General features: G+C 59.2%; 14 protein-coding genes. 13 read left to right on the plus strand and 1 reads right to left on the minus strand.

Annotated elements, in window-relative coordinates:
* The first annotated feature begins 83 nt into the window (after window positions 1–83).
* The 11 genes from urtA (at window position 84) to ureC (ending at window position 10,385) form a co-directional block, all read left to right on the plus strand.
* Complete coding sequence (gene urtA, locus JFU37_RS09685; RefSeq protein WP_201115085.1) at window positions 84–1,349, plus strand: urea ABC transporter substrate-binding protein; 1,266 nt, start codon at window positions 84–86, stop codon at window positions 1,347–1,349.
* A gap of 157 nt (window positions 1,350–1,506) precedes the next feature.
* Window positions 1,507–3,009: an urea ABC transporter permease subunit UrtB gene (gene urtB / locus JFU37_RS09690; protein ID WP_201115086.1), complete on the plus strand. Its 1,503-nt coding sequence runs from the start codon at window positions 1,507–1,509 to the stop codon at window positions 3,007–3,009.
* Window positions 3,009–4,088, plus strand: a complete 1,080-nt coding sequence (gene urtC, locus JFU37_RS09695) for an urea ABC transporter permease subunit UrtC (protein WP_201115087.1) — start codon at window positions 3,009–3,011, stop codon at window positions 4,086–4,088. Before urtB ends, urtC begins: the two co-directional genes overlap by 1 nt.
* A complete protein-coding gene (urtD, locus tag JFU37_RS09700) occupies window positions 4,085–4,954 on the plus strand; it encodes an urea ABC transporter ATP-binding protein UrtD (RefSeq protein ID WP_201115088.1) in 870 nt (289 codons plus the stop codon). The genes urtC and urtD overlap by 4 nt, the downstream gene beginning before the upstream one ends.
* 130 nt (window positions 4,955–5,084) lie before the next feature.
* A complete protein-coding gene (urtE, locus tag JFU37_RS09705) occupies window positions 5,085–5,783 on the plus strand; it encodes an urea ABC transporter ATP-binding subunit UrtE (protein ID WP_201115089.1) in 699 nt (232 codons plus the stop codon).
* Window positions 5,784–5,813: 30 nt separating this feature from the next.
* Window positions 5,814–6,653, plus strand: coding sequence for an urease accessory protein UreD (locus tag JFU37_RS09710; RefSeq protein ID WP_201115090.1), 840 nt, complete (start codon window positions 5,814–5,816; stop codon window positions 6,651–6,653).
* 185 nt (window positions 6,654–6,838) lie between these two features.
* Window positions 6,839–7,141: an urease subunit gamma gene (gene ureA, locus JFU37_RS09715; protein ID WP_033055605.1), complete on the plus strand. Its 303-nt coding sequence runs from the start codon at window positions 6,839–6,841 to the stop codon at window positions 7,139–7,141.
* A gap of 9 nt (window positions 7,142–7,150) precedes the next feature.
* Window positions 7,151–7,684 (plus strand): GNAT family N-acetyltransferase, encoded by a 534-nt coding sequence (locus JFU37_RS09720; RefSeq protein ID WP_201115091.1) that lies wholly within the window; start codon window positions 7,151–7,153, stop codon window positions 7,682–7,684.
* Window positions 7,685–7,689: 5 nt separating this feature from the next.
* Window positions 7,690–8,223, plus strand: a complete 534-nt coding sequence (locus JFU37_RS09725) for a GNAT family N-acetyltransferase (protein ID WP_201115092.1) — start codon at window positions 7,690–7,692, stop codon at window positions 8,221–8,223.
* Entirely contained in the window at window positions 8,223–8,528 is a 306-nt protein-coding gene (locus tag JFU37_RS09730; protein WP_201115093.1) for an urease subunit beta, read from the plus strand. Before JFU37_RS09725 ends, JFU37_RS09730 begins: the two co-directional genes overlap by 1 nt.
* Before the next feature lie 156 nt (window positions 8,529–8,684).
* A complete protein-coding gene (gene ureC, locus JFU37_RS09735) occupies window positions 8,685–10,385 on the plus strand; it encodes an urease subunit alpha (RefSeq protein ID WP_201115094.1) in 1,701 nt (566 codons plus the stop codon).
* A 180-nt stretch (window positions 10,386–10,565) separates the two neighbouring features.
* Here the strand turns inward: ureC and JFU37_RS09740 are convergent, their stop codons facing one another.
* Entirely contained in the window at window positions 10,566–15,629 is a 5,064-nt protein-coding gene (locus JFU37_RS09740) for a dermonecrotic toxin domain-containing protein (protein WP_201115095.1), read from the minus strand.
* A 241-nt stretch (window positions 15,630–15,870) separates the two neighbouring features.
* Here JFU37_RS09740 and JFU37_RS09745 point away from each other — a divergent pair, with 241 nt between their 5' ends.
* Window positions 15,871–16,998, plus strand: coding sequence for a sensor histidine kinase (locus JFU37_RS09745; RefSeq protein WP_201115096.1), 1,128 nt, complete (start codon window positions 15,871–15,873; stop codon window positions 16,996–16,998).
* 193 nt (window positions 16,999–17,191) lie between these two features.
* Complete coding sequence (locus tag JFU37_RS09750; RefSeq protein ID WP_201115097.1) at window positions 17,192–17,719, plus strand: RHS repeat-associated core domain-containing protein; 528 nt, start codon at window positions 17,192–17,194, stop codon at window positions 17,717–17,719.
* Window positions 17,720–17,779 lie beyond the last annotated feature (60 nt).

The following is a 17,779-nucleotide window of genomic DNA, read 5'->3' on the forward strand; positions in this document are numbered from 1 at the left end:
GACCGGGCACAGCCCTTGCTAAAGACCCTTCCGTAGTCCGCATCTGCCACCAAGAAAATTCATAAATTCATGGAGATCGCACAATGAAGCGTCGCAGCTTGATCAAGGCTTTCACACTCTCGGCAAGCATCGCCGCGATGGGCATGACCTGGACCGTCCAGGCCGCCGAGACCATCAAGGTCGGTATTCTGCATTCGTTGTCCGGCACCATGGCGATCTCCGAGACCTCGCTCAAGGACATGGCGTTGATGACCATCGACGAGATCAACGCCAAGGGTGGCGTGAACGGCAAGATGCTGGAACCGGTAGTCGTCGACCCGGCATCGAACTGGCCGCTGTTCGCCGAGAAGGGCCGTCAATTGCTGACCCAGGACAAGGTTGCGGTGGTGTTCGGCTGCTGGACGTCGGTATCGCGTAAATCGGTATTGCCGGTGTTCGAAGAGCTCAATGGCCTGCTGTTCTACCCGGTGCAATACGAAGGCGAAGAGATGTCGCCGAACGTGTTCTACACTGGCGCCGCGCCGAACCAACAGGCGATCCCGGCGGTGGAATACCTGATGAGCGAGGAAGGCGGCAGCGCCAAGCGTTACTTCCTGCTGGGCACCGACTACGTCTACCCGCGCACCACCAACAAGATCCTGCGCTCGTTCCTGCACTCCAAAGGTGTGGCGGACAAAGACATCGAAGAGGTCTACACCCCGTTCGGCCACAGCGACTATCAAACCATCGTGGCCAACATCAAAAAATTCTCGGCCGGTGGCAAGACCGCCGTGATCTCCACCGTCAACGGCGACTCCAACGTGCCTTTCTATAAAGAGCTGGCTAACCAGGGTTTGAAAGCCACCGACGTTCCCGTCGTGGCGTTTTCGGTCGGTGAAGAAGAACTGCGTGGCATCGACACCAAACCGCTGGTGGGCAACCTCGCGGCGTGGAACTACTTCGAATCCGTCGAGAACCCGACGAACAAGAAATTCGTCGCCGACTGGAAAGCCTACGCCAAGAAACACAACCTGCCGGGCGCCGACAAAGCGGTGACCAACGACCCGATGGAAGCCACTTACGTGGGCATCCACATGTGGGCGCAAGCGGCGGAGAAAGCCAAGTCCACCGACGTCGACAAAGTCCGCGAAGCCCTCGCTGGCCAGACCTTTGCCGCGCCATCGGGTTACACACTGACCATGGACAGCACCAACCATCACCTGCACAAACCGGTGATGATCGGCGAGATCCAGGCAGACGGTCAGTTCAACGTGGTATGGCAAACAGAAGGCCCGATCCGCGCCCAGCCGTGGAGCCCGTTCATCCCGGGTAACGACAAGAAGCCTGAGTATGCGGTGAAGAGCAACTAAGCCACTGGATGTCGGGACCTGACGAAATTGTTCGTCCCGACACAATTCCCTGTAGGAGCGAGCTTGCTCGCGATGGTGTGTCAGTCGACATCAATGTAGCTGATACACCATCGCGAGCAAGCTCGCTCCTACAATGTCCGCGTCAAGGCGACCAACTATGCCCACCGCCCTTCACCGCTTCATTATTGCCCTCGCGCTGCTGTTGCCGATGGCCACCCACGCCGGTGACGCCGAAGACTTCATCGCGGCCAATCCCGTGCAGCAAGCCAAACTTCTGGAAGCCTGGGCCGCGCAGCCCGAGCCGGCCCGCATCGAACTGATCAAAGCCCTGCAACAAGGTGAGTTGACCCTCGACGGCCAGCCGAAAACCCTGCGCCTGAATAACCGCCTGCGAGGCCTCATCGACACCGCACTGGCCAGCCACCAATTGCTCGCCGCCGACGCCCACCTCCGCCTGGCCGCTGCCCAGCAATTGCAGAAAAGCGCAAAACCGGCGCAGCTTGCCTTCCTCGACCGGCAGCTGGCGGGCGAAAAAGATGAAAACGTTCACGCCACCCTGAGCCTGGCACTCGCCAATCTGCAACTGGTAGACACCACCCCCGCCGTGCGCCTCGCCGCTGTGCGTCTGCTCGGTGAAACCGGCGATCCATTGGCCCGCACGCGCCTCGAAAGCCTGCTTGAACCGGGCGTCGAAGCCGACGCCTCTGTGCGCACCGCCGCCGAAACCAGCCTGGCGCAAGTCAAACGCAAACTACTGATCGGCGAGGTCCTCGGCGAGGCGTTCAGCGGCATGTCCCTCGGTTCGATCCTGCTATTGGCAGCACTGGGACTGGCGATCACCTTCGGCCTGCTCGGCGTCATCAACATGGCCCACGGCGAGATGCTGATGCTCGGGGCCTACTCGACCTACGTGGTGCAGTTGATGTTCCAGCGCTTCGCCCCGCAAGCCATCGAGTTCTACCCGCTGATCGCCTTGCCGGTGGCGTTTTTTGTCACCGCCGCCATCGGCATGGCATTGGAACGCACGGTGATTCGTCACCTCTACGGCCGGCCACTGGAAACCCTGCTCGCCACCTGGGGCATCAGCCTGATGCTGATTCAGCTTGTCAGACTGATGTTCGGAGCTCAGAACGTTGAAGTGGCCAACCCGGCGTGGTTGTCGGGCGGGATTCAAGTGCTGCCCAACCTCGTGCTGCCATACAACCGCATCGTCATCATCGCGTTCGCCCTGTTCGTGGTGGCGCTGACCTGGCTGCTGCTGAACAAAACCCGCCTCGGCTTGAACGTCCGCGCCGTGACCCAGAATCGCAACATGGCCGCCTGCTGCGGTGTGCCGACCGGGCGCGTGGACATGCTCGCGTTCGGCCTCGGCTCGGGCATCGCCGGCCTCGGTGGCGTAGCGCTGAGCCAGATCGGCAACGTCGGCCCGGACCTCGGCCAGAGTTACATCATCGACTCGTTCCTGGTGGTGGTACTCGGCGGCGTCGGCCAGTTGGCCGGTAGCGTGCTGGCCGCCTTCGGCCTCGGTATCGCGAACAAGATTCTTGAACCGCAGATCGGTGCCGTACTCGGAAAAATCCTGATCCTCGCGCTGATCATTCTGTTCATCCAGAAGCGTCCGCAAGGTCTCTTCGCACTGAAAGGACGGGTGATCGACTGATGAATCAACCTCTGATGCTCACGGCCACGCAAAAGGCCGGCCCCAAAGTCACGATCGCGGTGGGCGCGGTGATTCTCGTTCTGCTGCTGGCATTGCCGCTGCTGTCGCTGTTGTCGCCGGACAGCGCACTGCATGTCTCGGCTTACACGCTGACGCTGGTGGGCAAGATTCTCTGCTACGCCATCGTCGCCCTCGCGCTGGACCTGGTCTGGGGTTACGCCGGCCTGCTGTCCCTCGGCCACGGTTTGTTCTTTGCCCTCGGCGGCTATGCAATGGGCATGTACCTGATGCGCCAGGCCTCGGGCGATGGCTTGCCGGCGTTCATGACGTTCCTGTCGTGGACCGAATTGCCGTGGTACTGGACCGGCACCAGCAGCTTCCTCTGGTCGATGTGCCTCGTAGTGTTGGCACCGGGGTTGCTGGCGTTGGTGTTCGGGTTCTTCGCCTTCCGCTCGAGAATCAAAGGCGTGTACTTCTCGATCATGACCCAGGCCCTGACGTTTGCCGGGATGCTGCTGTTCTTTCGCAACGAAACCGGGTTCGGTGGCAACAACGGTTTCACCAACTTCCGCACCATTCTTGGGTTTGGCATCACTGAACCGGGGACTCGCGCGGTGCTGTTTTTCGCGACAGTGCTGTTGCTGGTGGCGAGCCTGTTTATCGGCTGGCGCTTGGCGCAGAGCAAATTTGGCCGGGTCCTGACCGCGCTGCGCGATGCCGAGAACCGCTTGATGTTCTGCGGTTACGATCCACGCGGTTTCAAACTGTTTGTCTGGGTGTTGAGTGCCGTGTTGTGCGGTTTGGCCGGCGCGCTGTACGTGCCGCAAGTCGGGATTATCAACCCGAGCGAAATGTCGCCGACCAACTCCATCGAGGCCGCCGTTTGGGTGGCGCTCGGTGGTCGCGGCACGCTGATAGGACCGCTGCTCGGCGCCGGCGTGGTCAACGGCATGAAGAGCTGGTTCACCGTGGCATTCCCCGAATACTGGCTGTTTTTTCTTGGGGCGCTGTTCATCGTCGTGACCCTGTACCTGCCCAAAGGCGTGATCGGCCTGCTGAAAAAAAGGGGTGAACAATGAGAGTGACTGCGACGGCTGAGTTCATGCTCGAACCGGCCTTTTTCCCGGTGGACCCCAACAAGGATGCCGGCAGTAGCCGCGACGCCATCGGCCTCGGCCAACGCGCCAGCCCCGGCCTGAATACCCGCCACGGCACCCTCCTGACCCTGGAAGACATCAGCGTCAGCTTCGATGGCTTCAAGGCGCTGAACGATCTGAACCTGTACATCGGCGTCGGCGAATTACGCTGCATCATCGGCCCCAATGGCGCGGGCAAGACCACGCTGATGGACGTGATCACCGGCAAGACTCGCCCCAGTCACGGCAAGGCCTGGTTCGGTGAAACCCTCGATCTGACGCAGATGAGTGAAGTGCAGATCGCCCAGGCCGGTATCGGCCGCAAGTTCCAGAAACCTACGGTGTTCGAAGCCTTGAGCGTGTTCGAAAACCTGGAGCTGGCGCAGAAAACCGACAAGTCGGTATGGGCCAGTCTGCGTGCGCGCCTGAGTGGCGAACAGAAAGATCGCATCAGCGAAGTGCTGGAAACGATTCGCCTGACCACCTCGGTCAATCGCCCCGCCGGTTTGCTTTCCCATGGACAGAAGCAGTTCCTGGAAATCGGCATGTTGCTCATGCAGGACCCGCAACTGTTACTGCTCGACGAGCCGGTGGCGGGCATGACCGACGCCGAAACCGAATTCACCGCAGAACTGTTCAAGCGCCTGGCGGGCAAGCATTCGCTGATGGTGGTGGAACATGACATGGGCTTCGTCGGCTCCATCGCCGACCACGTTACCGTGTTGCACCAGGGCAGCGTGCTGGCCGAAGGGTCGCTGGAACAGGTACAGGACAACGAGCGGGTGATTGAGGTTTATCTCGGTCGCTGATTGCTACCTGTAGGAGCGAGCTCGCTCGCGATGGACGTTAACGATGACGCGTTTCTTCTGAATGATCGTGTCACCCCAAGGCTCTTCGCGAGCAAGCTCGCTCCTACAGGGGATTGAGGAGAATTCAACGATGCTGCAAGTCGACAAGCTGCACCAGTACTACGGCGGTAGCCACATCTTGCGCGGCCTGACGTTTGACGTGAAGGTTGGCGAAGTCACCTGCCTGCTCGGACGCAACGGCGTGGGCAAGACCACACTGCTCAAATGCCTGATGGGTTTGCTGCCGGCCAAAGAAGGCGCGGTGAATTGGGAAGGGAAACCGATCACCACGTTCAAGCCGCATCAACGGGTGCATGCCGGGATCGCTTACGTGCCTCAGGGCCGCGAGATTTTCGGCCGACTGACCGTGGAAGAAAACCTGCTCATGGGCCTGTCGCGCTTTCCCGGCTCCGAAGCCAGGGAAGTCCCGGCGTTCATCTACGAGCTGTTCCCGGTGTTGCTGCAAATGAAGCAACGGCGCGGCGGTGACTTGTCCGGTGGCCAGCAACAGCAATTGGCGATTGGCCGTGCATTGGCCAGCCGCCCACGGCTGCTGATCCTCGATGAGCCCACCGAAGGCATTCAGCCGTCCGTGATCAAGGAGATCGGCGCCGTGATCAAGAAACTCGCGGCTCGCGGCGACATGGCGATTTTGCTGGTCGAGCAATTCTACGATTTCGCCGCCGAACTGGCCGACCACTACCTGGTGATGTCCCGGGGCGAGATCGTGCAGCAGGGCCGCGGAGAAAATATGGAGGCCGAGGGTGTACGCGGTCTGGTTACGATTTAATCTGCAGCGTCCTAACGATAATTAGAAACCATGAATTTACCTGCCCTCACAACGCCGTTCACCCCGAGTTGGCATGCCGAGCTGGAACTGGGTTATGCCCGGTTCGGCGACAGCACGCGACCGGTTCAGCGCCGCCACCAGGGCCCGCTGCGGGTGCAGAAGCACCTGTATGCCGAAGGGCCGCAGGTGTGCCAGCACATCATCGTTCACCCGCCGGGCGGAATTGCCGGCGGTGACCGCCTGGACATCTCGGTCAGCGTCGGTGGCAATGCCTGGGCGCAGATCACCAGTCCGGGCGCGGCCAAGTGGTATCGCGCGGCCGGCCCCGCCTATCAGCAGCTGGAATTGCGGGTAGCCGCGGGTGCGACACTGGAATGGTTGCCACAGGAAACGATCATCTTCAGTGCGGCGCAGGCTGAACTCAGCACCTCCATCGACCTTGAAGGCGATGCCCGGCTGTTCTACTGGGACGTCGTGGCCCTGGGTCGCCCGGCCAGCGGCGAGCGTTTCGACCTCGGGTATTTCCAGGCGAAACTGGATATCCGCCGTGACGGCCAGTTGCTCTGGCACGAACGCCAGCGCATTGTCGGGAATGACGGTTTGCTTGATTCGCCGATCGGGCTGGACGGGCAACCGGTGTTTGCGACGTTGCTGGTGACCGGCGAGATTGATAGTGAGCTACTGGAGAAATGCCGTTCGTTGAGCAATGACGTACGCGGGGATCTGACGCAGTTGCCGGGACTGTTGGTTGCCCGGTGCCTGGCCAGCGAGGCGCTGTTGGCGCGCGGCTGGCTGATCGAATTGTGGCGATTGCTCCGGCCTGCATTGTTAGGCCGTGAAGCCGTCCCACCCAGAATATGGAGCACCTGAATTTGCATATCCCCTGTAGGAGCTGTCGAGCGAAGCGAGGCTGCGATCTTTTGATCTTCAGCGGTGCCGAAAAAGATCAAGATCAAAAGATCGCAGCCTCGCTTCGCTCGACAGCTCCTACATAGCTCCTACATAGCTAGTGCAAGACATTCGATTTTCATTCTGCCAAAAACGGATTCCAAACGATGGACCTGACCCCACGCGAAAAAGACAAGCTGCTGATCTTCACCGCTGGCCTCGTGGCCGAGCGGCGTTTGGCGCGCGGCGTGAAACTCAATTACCCGGAAGCCATGGCCTACATCTCCGCCGCACTGCTCGAAGGCGCGCGTGACGGTCGGACCGTGGCCGAGCTGATGCACTTCGGCACCACCCTGCTCAGCCGTGAACAAGTGATGGAAGGCATCCCTGAAATGATCCCGGAGATCCAGGTAGAAGCCACGTTCCCCGACGGCACCAAACTGGTCACCGTCCACCAACCCATCGCCTGAGGCCGCGCCATGACTTACCACATCCGCGACGCGGTGCACGCCGACCTGCCGGCGATCCGCGACATCTACAACGACGCCGTGCTCAATACCACGGCGATCTGGAACGAACAGGCCGTGGACCTCGGCAACCGCCAGGCCTGGTTCAGCGCCCGGCAAGCCCAGGGCTATCCGATACTGGTGATCGTCGACGGCGATAACAGCGTGCTGGGCTACGCTTCATTTGGTGACTGGCGACCGTTCGATGGTTTTCGCCACACCGTTGAACATTCGGTCTACGTGCGCAGCGATCAGCGCGGCAATGGTCTCGGTCCACAATTGATGAACGTGCTGATCGAGCGCGCCAAAGAGTGCGCCAAACACGTCATGGTCGCCGCCATCGAAAGCGGGAATACCGCGTCTATTCGTCTGCATGAACGCGCCGGTTTCGTGACCACCGGTCAGATGCCCCAGGTGGGCACCAAGTTTGGCCGCTGGCTGGACCTGACCTTTATGCAACTGACCCTAAATCCTGGCGCGGAGCCGCCGACTGCCAGCAAGGAGTAATGCCGATGAACGCTGCCCAACTGCGACGCGTCAATGTTGAAAGCTTTGCGCACTATCGTCAGGGTTTGATTGATTTGCTGCTCGACGCCGTTGGCGATGGCGCCAGCGTCGGGTTCATGGCCAACCTGGACGCGACCCAGGCCCGAGCCTATTTTGATGACGTCCAGGACAACCTGAACAAGGGCAATGTGCTGCTGTGGGTGGTGGTCAAGGACGAACAGGTACAGGCCAGTGTGCAACTGACCTTGTGCCAGAAAGCCAACGGCCTGAACCGCGCCGAGGTGCAAAAGCTGCTGGTGCGCGAACAGGCACGCCGCCGAGGTTTGGGCCAACAGTTGATGAGCGCGCTGGAACAGGCCGCGCTCCAGCACAAGCGCGGCATGCTCTACCTCGACACCGAGGCCGGTTCCCCCGCCGAGGATTTTTACCAGGCCTTGGGTTACACCCGCGCGGGCGAAATCCCCGACTACGCCTGCGACCCGAGCGGTCAGTACAAACCGACCGCCCTGTACTACAAGATTCTCCAGGGGGCTCATTGATGATTCCCGGTGAATACCAGATCCAGCCCGGCGAAATCGAGCTCAACGTCGGCCGCCGCACCGTCAGTTTGAAGGTGGCTAACAGCGGCGACCGGCCAATCCAGGTCGGCTCGCACTATCACTTTTTCGAAACCAACGACGCCCTGACCTTCGACCGCGCCGCCAGTCGCGGCATGCGCCTGAACATCCCCGCCGGCACCGCCGTTCGCTTCGAACCAGGGCAGAGCCGCGAGGTCGAGTTGGTGGACCTGGCCGGGCATCGCCGGGTGTTCGGGTTTGCCGGGCGGATCATGGGTGATCTTTGACTGTGGCGAGGGGATTTATCCCCGTTCGGCCGCGTAGCGGTCGTAAAACCTGCCATCTCGGTTCATCAGACAAACCTCATCAACCATATTGCGGGTGCTTCGCACCCGAACGGGGATAAATCCCCTCGCCACAATAAATTTGTGCAAGGAATTGTGATGAAGATTTCCCGTCAAGCCTACGCCGACATGTTCGGTCCCACCGTCGGTGACAAGGTCCGTCTGGCCGACACCGAACTGTGGGTCGAAGTGGAAAAAGACTTCACCACCTACGGCGAGGAAGTGAAATTCGGCGGAGGTAAAGTCATCCGCGACGGTCAGGGTCAAAGCCAGTTGCTGGCCGCCGAAGTGGTCGACACCTTGATCACCAACGCGCTGATCATCGACCACTGGGGCATCGTCAAGGCCGATGTCGGCCTCAAGGATGGGCGCATCGCCGCCATCGGCAAGGCCGGCAACCCGGACATCCAGCCGAACGTCACCATCGCCGTCGGTGCCAGCACCGAAGTGATCGCCGGTGAAGGCATGATCCTCACTGCCGGTGGCATCGATACGCACATTCACTTCATTTGCCCGCAGCAGATCGAAGAGGCGCTGATGAGCGGCGTCACCACCATGATCGGCGGCGGCACCGGCCCGGCCACCGGCACCAATGCGACCACCTGCACCTCCGGTCCGTGGCACCTGGCACGCATGCTCCAGGCCGCCGACGCGTTCCCGATGAACATCGGCTTCACCGGCAAGGGCAACGCCAGCCTGCCGGAACCGTTGATCGAACAGGTCAAGGCCGGCGCCATCGGCCTGAAGCTGCACGAAGACTGGGGCACCACGCCCGCCAGCATCGACAACTGCCTGAACGTCGCCGACCAGTACGATGTACAGGTGGCGATCCACACCGACACCCTCAACGAGTCCGGCTTCGTCGAAACCACCCTCGCCGCCTTCAAGGGCCGCACCATCCACACCTACCACACCGAAGGTGCGGGTGGCGGTCACGCCCCGGACATCATCAAGGCCTGCGGCTTTGCCAACGTGCTGCCGAGCTCGACCAACCCGACTCGACCGTTCACCCGCAACACCATCGACGAACACCTCGACATGTTGATGGTCTGCCACCACCTGGACCCGAGCATTGCCGAAGACGTGGCCTTCGCCGAAAGCCGCATTCGTCGTGAAACCATCGCCGCCGAAGACATCCTCCACGACCTCGGCGCGTTCTCGATGATCAGCTCGGACAGCCAGGCCATGGGGCGCGTTGGCGAAGTCATCACCCGCACCTGGCAAACCGCCGACAAGATGAAAAAACAGCGTGGGCCGCTGCCCGGTGATGGCGAAGGCAACGACAACTTCCGCGTCAAACGCTACATCGCCAAGTACACCATCAACCCGGCCATCACCCACGGCATCAGCCATGAAGTCGGTTCGGTTGAAGTGGGCAAATGGGCGGATCTGGTGCTCTGGCGCCCGGCATTCTTCGGGGTCAAACCGACGCTGATTCTCAAGGGTGGCGCCATTGCCGCCAGTCTGATGGGCGATGCCAACGCCTCGATCCCGACGCCGCAGCCGGTGCATTACCGCCCGATGTTCGCCAGTTATGGCGGCTCACTGCATGCCACCAGCCTGACGTTTATCAGCCACGCTGCACAGGAGGCCGGTCTTCCCGAAGCCTTGGGTCTGAAGAAAAAAATCGCGGTGGTCAAAGGCTGCCGGGAAGTGCAGAAAACCGACCTGATTCACAACGACTACCTGCCGAATATCGACGTTGATCCGCAGACCTATCAGGTCAAGGCTGACGGGGTTTTGTTGTGGTGCGAGCCGGCGGATGTGTTGCCGATGGCCCAGCGGTATTTCCTGTTTTGAGATTTGGCCAGACAAGAGCCCGGTACGAAAGGCAATTGTAGGAGCGAGCTTGCTCGCGATGGACTGAAGAGCGCCGCGTTTAGCCAGTAAACACGCGTTATCGTTAACGACCATCGCGAGCAAGCTCGCTCCTACAGTGCACGGTATCTGGTCGTGCGGGAGTGGTGTTTGTCAGGTCAATCAGTTGCTCTGTTCAACGGTGAAAGGAATCTCCACCCTTTGCAGTTTTGCCCGATCCATCGCTTGTTGAGTCAGGGTCTTGAGCAGTGCCTTCATCTCATCGTCGATCAGATTCAGCTCTGCGTCGTAGTCCTCATCTGTCATGACTTGCCCAGGAGCAATCTCGCTTTCCTGCTTGCCCAACTCGGCGGCCAGTACCCGGATCTCCTCGTTCAGCCGGGCTTTCTCTTCGATGGAAAGAGTTGCCCCGTTCGCCCGTTCCTTCAACACGGCATGAAACTCCGTGTTTGCATTGATTCTGCGCTTGAAAGCCTTGAACACACCGCGATTGGAGCCTTGAACATAAGACTTCCAAAACAGTTGCTCGCTGATGGAGTCGCGCAGCAGATCGCCGGCTTCCAGCTTCAGTACTCGATCATAAGCGCTCTCGATCATCTGCGGCGTGACGCCGGAAATTGTCCGAAATTGCATGTCTCGGGATTGCCACGGCAGGTCCAGACGGGTGCCCAGATCTGTCATGTAGGCCAGATGGACTTCCACTTCGTCGATGGTTCCCGTCACCCTGCCATTGGCGTCAACACGTCTGAATTGCTCACCGGCGTTTATTCTTTCGTCGATGACCGAGCGGGCAATTTTGCTCAGTTCATTCAGACGTGATTTGCCCTTGGCCAACGACACGAGCTCGGCCTCCACCAGACTAGGGCTAGCGAGCCCGTAAGCTTCATCGATCAGAACATGGACGCCCATTGCATTGAACAGCTGCGCCCCGGCATCAACGCATTCGGTCGGGGCCAGGGCCATCTTGAACAGGTCCTCGCGCAGTTGACTGTTGCGGGCCATGGCTTCGAGCATGCGCCAGAGTTTGCCGGTCATATCCGTTCTGAAGGCGGTGTCATTCTTGAAGCTGGCGGACTCGGTGAGCTTGCGGATCTCATTGAAAAACGGCTCGGAACCGAACTCGTCCTCGATGGCGTCCCATGTTTCCTGCAGGGCATTCCATTGCACCGGGGATAAACCCTCATCCCAATACGAACTGTCGACGTTGCCCCTCGGAGGGTAGGGACGATCAGGGTCAAGACCGAGCGACTCGATATACGTTTCGAGCTGGCTGCGCACTTCATCCGTCAACAGTTCACGACTCAGGAATGTGCGGGCAAGCAATTCGGCACGATAAGAACCTGGCGCGATGTCCGGAATGTGCCGCAGGGGGTTGTAACGCAGATTGAGGAAGAAACTGCGTGGACGTAACTGGGTGAACAGACCCGTGGGCCAGGTATCGATTCCGGTGTTCTCCAGCAGTAGAAAATACAGTCCGCGCATGCGGCTGATGTCGGGCGCCAGGCGCAGTGGATTGTTGCTCAAACCCAACGACTCCAGCCTGACCATTGTCCTCAGCCGCGCACGGCCCTCCGGGGTCAGTGTAATTTGGTTGTCGCGCAGCTCCAGGGCACGAAGAAACTTCATGTCACTGATCACCTGCGGAAAACTTGTCAGCCGGTTTCCCGCAAGGTCCAGGGCACGCAGCCTTGGAAAGGCTCTGAGAAAGTACCCCTGGAAGGTGGTCATTTCGCCGTTATGTACGCTCAACGACGTGACATGGTCGAAGTTGGCCTTCAGCTCAGGCATTCCCTGCAAGTGCCGCCCCATGGGCATATCGTCCAGAATCAGGGCCTGCGGATGGACAATATCCACCACCTCGCGCCCTCGTGGTCCGGTGCGCTGCCAGCACTGCCTGATCGCTTTGTATACCTGATTCCTGGAATTCCATTCGGCGATCCCCTCGGCGCTGAAACGAAACTTCGTCGTGGGCGAATCCAGCCAGCGTCGAAATGAGCGACTCAGCTCATCGAACTCGGCTTCCAGCTGACTCAGGCGCTGACCGGCCTGGTTGCCGAACCCGCCCAGAAGCTCGTCGATCTGCTCTTCGAGCATGGCGGGATAGAGCGAACTGGCACGCCGATGCAGTGCTTCCCGCTCGGGCAATAGCTGTGGGTAGCCTTGCATACCGCCACGAAGACGCATGGTGTCCGGATCATAGGCCGGTTCACGGACAGGATTTTCTGCCAGGATTGGCCTCAGCTGCTCTCGCGCCTCGGGTGCCCGTTGAACGATTTGCAAGAGCGTCGCACCCTCGCGGGCGCCAGTTGTCAGCGACGCCCGGTCAATATCGGGCAAGATTTGCAGCAGGCTGGCCACCAGTCTTTCGGTATCAGGATCATCCAGCTCACCAAGGAACAGCCTCTCGAAGGCGCGGTTCAAACGCACTTCCAGCTCGGCCGCCCTCGCCTGCTGCCTGAGCGTCAGTGGGACCGTGTTTTTCTCGGCCAGTTTCGCCAGATCCGCAGGCGCAGCATGGGCCAGTAGATCCTCGGCGACGCTGGTGGGAAGCAGCTTGAAGTGATCCTGAAGGCGCAGCACCTGGGCGTTGTCGGAACGCTGCCTCGCTTTGCGCAGCCCATCGAACAGGCGTTTGCGTTGTGTTTCGGCCTGCATGGCAAGCCTGCCCTGCAAGGCCTCGATCCGTGTCGGCTCATCGCTGGCGATACCTTGGCCCAGCAGTTCGCGGATTTCCGTTTCGCTTAAAGACTTCAACACCCGTTCCGGAAGTTTCCCCGCCTTGACCTCGGCGCGAGTCAACTTGATCGAGTGACCCGCTGAAGGCTCCAGGTTGCCGTACGTTATCGAACGCCCCCAATGTTCAGGCCCGTGGAACACCTCAATACCCATGTGCTCCGGCCATCGGGGCAGTTCGGTCATGAACGGTGGCAGAAAATCCACCAGCTCTTGCGGGACTTCGTTGGCCAGAATCTGCTCAGGCAACTTCCCGGCATCGGCCCACGCCCTGAAACGCTGAATCGTATCAACCAGCAGTGCCGGTGGCGGCTCGTGCTCGACCTGCACTCTGCGCAATACATTTTCTTCAACACCGCTGGTAATACGGATCTGCTCCAGCGTCGTCTCGTCGAAACCTTCAACGGCATGACCCAAGCGCTTCATCAATAGCGTCTTGTCCCATTCGACGGGGCGGTCAAGTTCGGTTTTCCAGGCACCAAAGCCGTTGTGTTCCAGCTTCGGTTGATAAGCCTTCGGTCGGCCGGGGTGACGAAGCCGAGGCTGGCCGGTCGGCGGATCTTCCTTCACCTCGAAATACTTGCCGTCCAGCGCCAGAATGTCCTGCCCATTGTGCTGATGAAGGCCTCGCGCGTTGGGTTTCGCCCCCTTGGGTAACGTGACTTTGCACTCGTAAGGGCTCAGGTCGGGGTTCCAGAGACGGGTCTTGCCGTCAGGGAGCTCGACCGTTTTCAGGCCATCGACAAAAGGCGATGGCTTGATGAGCGCAGGTGCCCCTTTCGGCAGCACATGCCCGGCCGCCATGAGCGCCAGCTGGGCCGCGTTAATGAGGACCCCGGTGAGCAGGGCCGCCGCCTCTTCCTTGTCCCCTTTGCTCCAGTCTTCCAGGCCCTCCATGGTTTCGAACAGCATTTGCCCGACCATGATCCCCAGCATGGCTTCACCCAGGCCGGGCACCAGCATCGCGCCGAAATTGAATACGTTCCAGCCGATACTCAGGTAGCTGGTGAGGCGCTTCCAGCGGGTGGTGGCATCTTCATCGTCGGTAGGCACGGCAATGTGTCGTGCATCGGCCATGGCCTTTTCCCGGCGCCAGCGACATTGCAGAGCCCAGAGTTCCTGCGCTATCACGTTGGTGATCGGTTCCGCGTTGGGGTTTTCGACGGCTGTTTCCCGCCACCACGGTCCCATATCCAGCGGCTCACGCTGATGCCAGGTAAAGGTCGTGAATCGTTCGTTGACCCTCGCAAAGAAGCGGCCCTTGTCTTTCTGCGCCACGAACCGGCTGAAAAAATGTTGATAATCCGCCGAGCGCAGCTGGCGCGTCAGCTCCTTCATGAAATCGGTGAAGGAGTTATATTCCTTGAGCGGATGATCGGGGTCATCCGGGACGTAGGCGATCAATGTCCCGTCCAGACGACTTTGTTTCTGGATATCTTCTCGACGGAATATTTCCTCGACCAACCCTGTGGGACCGTTGGCAAAAAAAGCCTTTATCAACTTGAACTGATCAAACTCCTGCCCCGGTAAAACAGCAAGGTTTTGCGACCACTCCATCATCGTTCGTTGGTGTTCGGGCACCAGTGCGTCGTATATTTCCTTGACTTGCGAGGGGGTTGCCACGGCACTGAAAAGCACAATGCCAGTCAGTTTGAACCCCATCAGTGAAAGTCGATGGCATTGCAATGGACGATTATAGATCGTGATGTTCTTTTCGCTGTTGCGCACCTGTTGCAACTTTCCGTAGGCGTAGGACGAAATATCTTTTTTCAAATAAGCAATCAGTGCCGATTCGCTGAAGGCGGCTCGTTCACTGGCCACGGATTGTTGTTCCAGTATTTTACTGATGGCGGCATCTGCAGGATCCAGTCGTTCCTTGATGTGGTGTTGATATTGCTTGCCCAGATCCAGGCTGCGGCACAGCGAGGCAAACTGCTCGACGGTCAGCGCGTGGCGTTGAAGTTCTCCTTCTGCATCTTTGGTGAAGATGCCGGAGCCGTCGCGAAAGGCCCCCTCCTGCGTTTCAGGCTCCTCGAAGTTTTGCAGGGCGGCTTCCAGCAGAGTGGATTGCCTGAGGCGACTGGCATTGGTATCGATACCGAAACCCAACGTGGCAGGTATATAAAGCCGCACCAGCGTTTGTTTGACATCCAGGTCCAGATTCAATTTTTCTTTCAGGGCCTGAACCAGTAAAGGTTCGGAGAAAGCGTTGATGTCTTTTTGCAAGTCGCCCAGTGTTTTATCCAGCGTGTCTTGCAAGCGCCAGCGCTCGCTGATGAGTTCCGTCAGGTACTGGCGATTAATATGAGAAACGGCGCCATACCAGTCGGGAATCGTGGAGTCCTGTTCTACTGTCACCAAAAGTTTCACCGGTGACGCACTTTTTAAATAGCCAGGAACTTTATCGACCAGATAACCCAAGTGAATATTTTCATTCTTGCCAACCGTCGTCGGAGTCGTTTCCGACGCGACCCCCTCTGTAAGTGTGTTCATTCTCGCAAGCATCCCTATGCGATGATTAGAACTACCAGCTTATTCAACACCTGCAAAAACAAAAGATTAAAAAACTGCTGGCAAACCCGCAAAACTAATGAAGAACATCTAACTTTAGAACCTGAAAAATAATTAATTACCACCCTGACACACCCCTTGCGTGATCCACCTTGTCAGCGGTGGTGCCTACCCGCCTGTAAAGAGGCTAAGATTCCCCGGACCTCCCGCCAGGAAACCGGCCATGCGCTTATCCGAATTCATCAGGCAACACGTAGACCGTATCGTCGATGAATGGGAACAGTTCGCCCGAACCATCACCCCCGCGGCCGAAAACATGGACCGAGCGGCCTTGCGCGACCACGCCAAGGCGATTCTGTTGGCGGCCGCGCGCGACATGACCAGCGCGCAAACTGCCAGCGAACAGGTTGCCAAAGCCAAGGGTGAAGGCCCGGAGAAAACCCCGAGCCTGGATGAAGCGGGGGCCAGTCATGGCGAGCTTCGGCATACCGTGGGGTTCGATCTGGTGCAGATGACCAGCGAGTTCCGCCACCTGCGTGCTTGTGTGATTCGCCTGTGGGTCAACAGCCTGGAATCACCGGACCTAGCCTACTTCCAAGACATGATCCGCTTCAATGAAGCCATCGATGAAGCGCTCGCCGAATCCACGGCGGCCTATGCCGAACAGGTGAATCGATCGCGGGATATCTTCCTGGCGATACTCGGCCATGACCTGCGCGCGCCGTTGCAAGCGGTGAGCATGTCCACTGAGTTGCTGATGCGTAAAACAACGCTCGAAGGCGATGCGCTGGCTTGTGCGAACAACATCATGCGTGGCGCGCGGCACATGGCGGTGATGGTCGGTGATTTGCTGGAGTTGGTGCGCAGTCGTCTGGGCAAGAGCCTGCCGATCGAAACCGCGCCGATGGACCTTGCTGATGCGACACATGCGGCGATTGCCCAAGCCTGTGCGGGTAACCCGGAGTGCGATCCGACGGTCAAGGTAGAAGGCGATACCCGAGGTGCCTGGGATGCCGGACGGCTGGCTCAACTGCTGCAAAACCTGATTGGCAACGCGTTGCAACATGGTTTGAACAAACGGGATGTGACGGTCACCCTCACCGGTGAGCCGGACACCGTGCGCCTCACGGTGCATAACTACGGGCCGCCGATTCCCGAGGATGCCATCGGCACAATCTTCGACCCGCTAGTACGCCGGGCCGATGAAGAACTGGGCCATCCATCCACCAGCCTTGGTCTGGGGTTGTTTATCGTCAAGGAAGTGGTCACGGCCCACGCCGGAACAATCGAGGTTACGTCAAACGAGGAAGACGGCACCTTGTTCACAGTGGTGCTACCCCGCGCCCTGTAGGAGCTGCCGCAGGCTGCGATCTTTTGATCTTGATCCTCATCGACTCCTCCGCCGCCAAACGTCAACGGAAAAATCAAAAGATCGCAGCCTTCGGCAGCTCCTACAGATGTCGATCCCCTATCAGATCTGCTAGTACCCGGCGTCGAACATTGCGTGTAAAAAATGGAGACCTGCTTACAAGGAAGGACTCCTCATGACCCGCTCAGTTGGCGATGTCCCCAACAACTCGCGCCAGCAACGCACCGTTCTGTTGGCCACCGATCACAAAAACTCGGTGCTCGCCGAAATCGTTGCCGACAGAATCAATCCCCTGGCTTATTCGGCCTATGGTCATCAGAGTGCACAACAAGAGGTTGTGACGGGAGTGGGATTTAATGGCGAGTTGCGCGAGGGGCAAACCAGTTGGTATTTCCTGGGTAACGGTTACCGCGCCTACAACCCGCGGTTGATGCGGTTTCATAGCCCGGACAGTTGGAGTCCGTTTGGGGCGGGTGGGTTGAATGCGTATATGTTTTGCGGGGGGGAGCCGGTGATGGGTTCTGATCCGACAGGGCATTTAAACCCCTCGAAGTGGTGGCGCAATATTACGAGTTTTTTTACGAACGGGGCGCGCAATCGACCTGCTTTACCCCCCGCAAGCCCCACACTTTCAAGAGCCCGCGCTCATAACCACAGATATGACGATTTCAACACCTCAAACACCTCCACCAGCTTATCGTAGTCGGGAATCTTTGCTCTCGCCCACACTGCCTCATAACGAGCCCCCTCCTCCTTATTGGGA

Origin of the sequence: Pseudomonas sp. TH41 (genome assembly GCF_016650695.1) — a bacterium.
GTDB lineage: Bacteria > Pseudomonadota > Gammaproteobacteria > Pseudomonadales > Pseudomonadaceae > Aquipseudomonas.

Coding starts and splice junctions, on each gene's coding strand:
- urtA (WP_201115085.1), top strand. CDS start 84: ATGAAGCGTCGCAGCTTGATCAAGGCTTTCACACTCTCGGCAAGCATC.
- urtB (WP_201115086.1), top strand. CDS start 1,507: ATGCCCACCGCCCTTCACCGCTTCATTATTGCCCTCGCGCTGCTGTTG.
- urtC (WP_201115087.1), top strand. CDS start 3,009: ATGAATCAACCTCTGATGCTCACGGCCACGCAAAAGGCCGGCCCCAAA.
- urtD (WP_201115088.1), top strand. CDS start 4,085: ATGAGAGTGACTGCGACGGCTGAGTTCATGCTCGAACCGGCCTTTTTC.
- urtE (WP_201115089.1), top strand. CDS start 5,085: ATGCTGCAAGTCGACAAGCTGCACCAGTACTACGGCGGTAGCCACATC.
- JFU37_RS09710 (WP_201115090.1), top strand. CDS start 5,814: ATGAATTTACCTGCCCTCACAACGCCGTTCACCCCGAGTTGGCATGCC.
- ureA (WP_033055605.1), top strand. CDS start 6,839: ATGGACCTGACCCCACGCGAAAAAGACAAGCTGCTGATCTTCACCGCT.
- JFU37_RS09720 (WP_201115091.1), top strand. CDS start 7,151: ATGACTTACCACATCCGCGACGCGGTGCACGCCGACCTGCCGGCGATC.
- JFU37_RS09725 (WP_201115092.1), top strand. CDS start 7,690: ATGAACGCTGCCCAACTGCGACGCGTCAATGTTGAAAGCTTTGCGCAC.
- JFU37_RS09730 (WP_201115093.1), top strand. CDS start 8,223: ATGATTCCCGGTGAATACCAGATCCAGCCCGGCGAAATCGAGCTCAAC.
- ureC (WP_201115094.1), top strand. CDS start 8,685: ATGAAGATTTCCCGTCAAGCCTACGCCGACATGTTCGGTCCCACCGTC.
- JFU37_RS09740 (WP_201115095.1), bottom strand. CDS start 15,629: ATGAACACACTTACAGAGGGGGTCGCGTCGGAAACGACTCCGACGACG.
- JFU37_RS09745 (WP_201115096.1), top strand. CDS start 15,871: ATGCGCTTATCCGAATTCATCAGGCAACACGTAGACCGTATCGTCGAT.
- JFU37_RS09750 (WP_201115097.1), top strand. CDS start 17,192: ATGACCCGCTCAGTTGGCGATGTCCCCAACAACTCGCGCCAGCAACGC.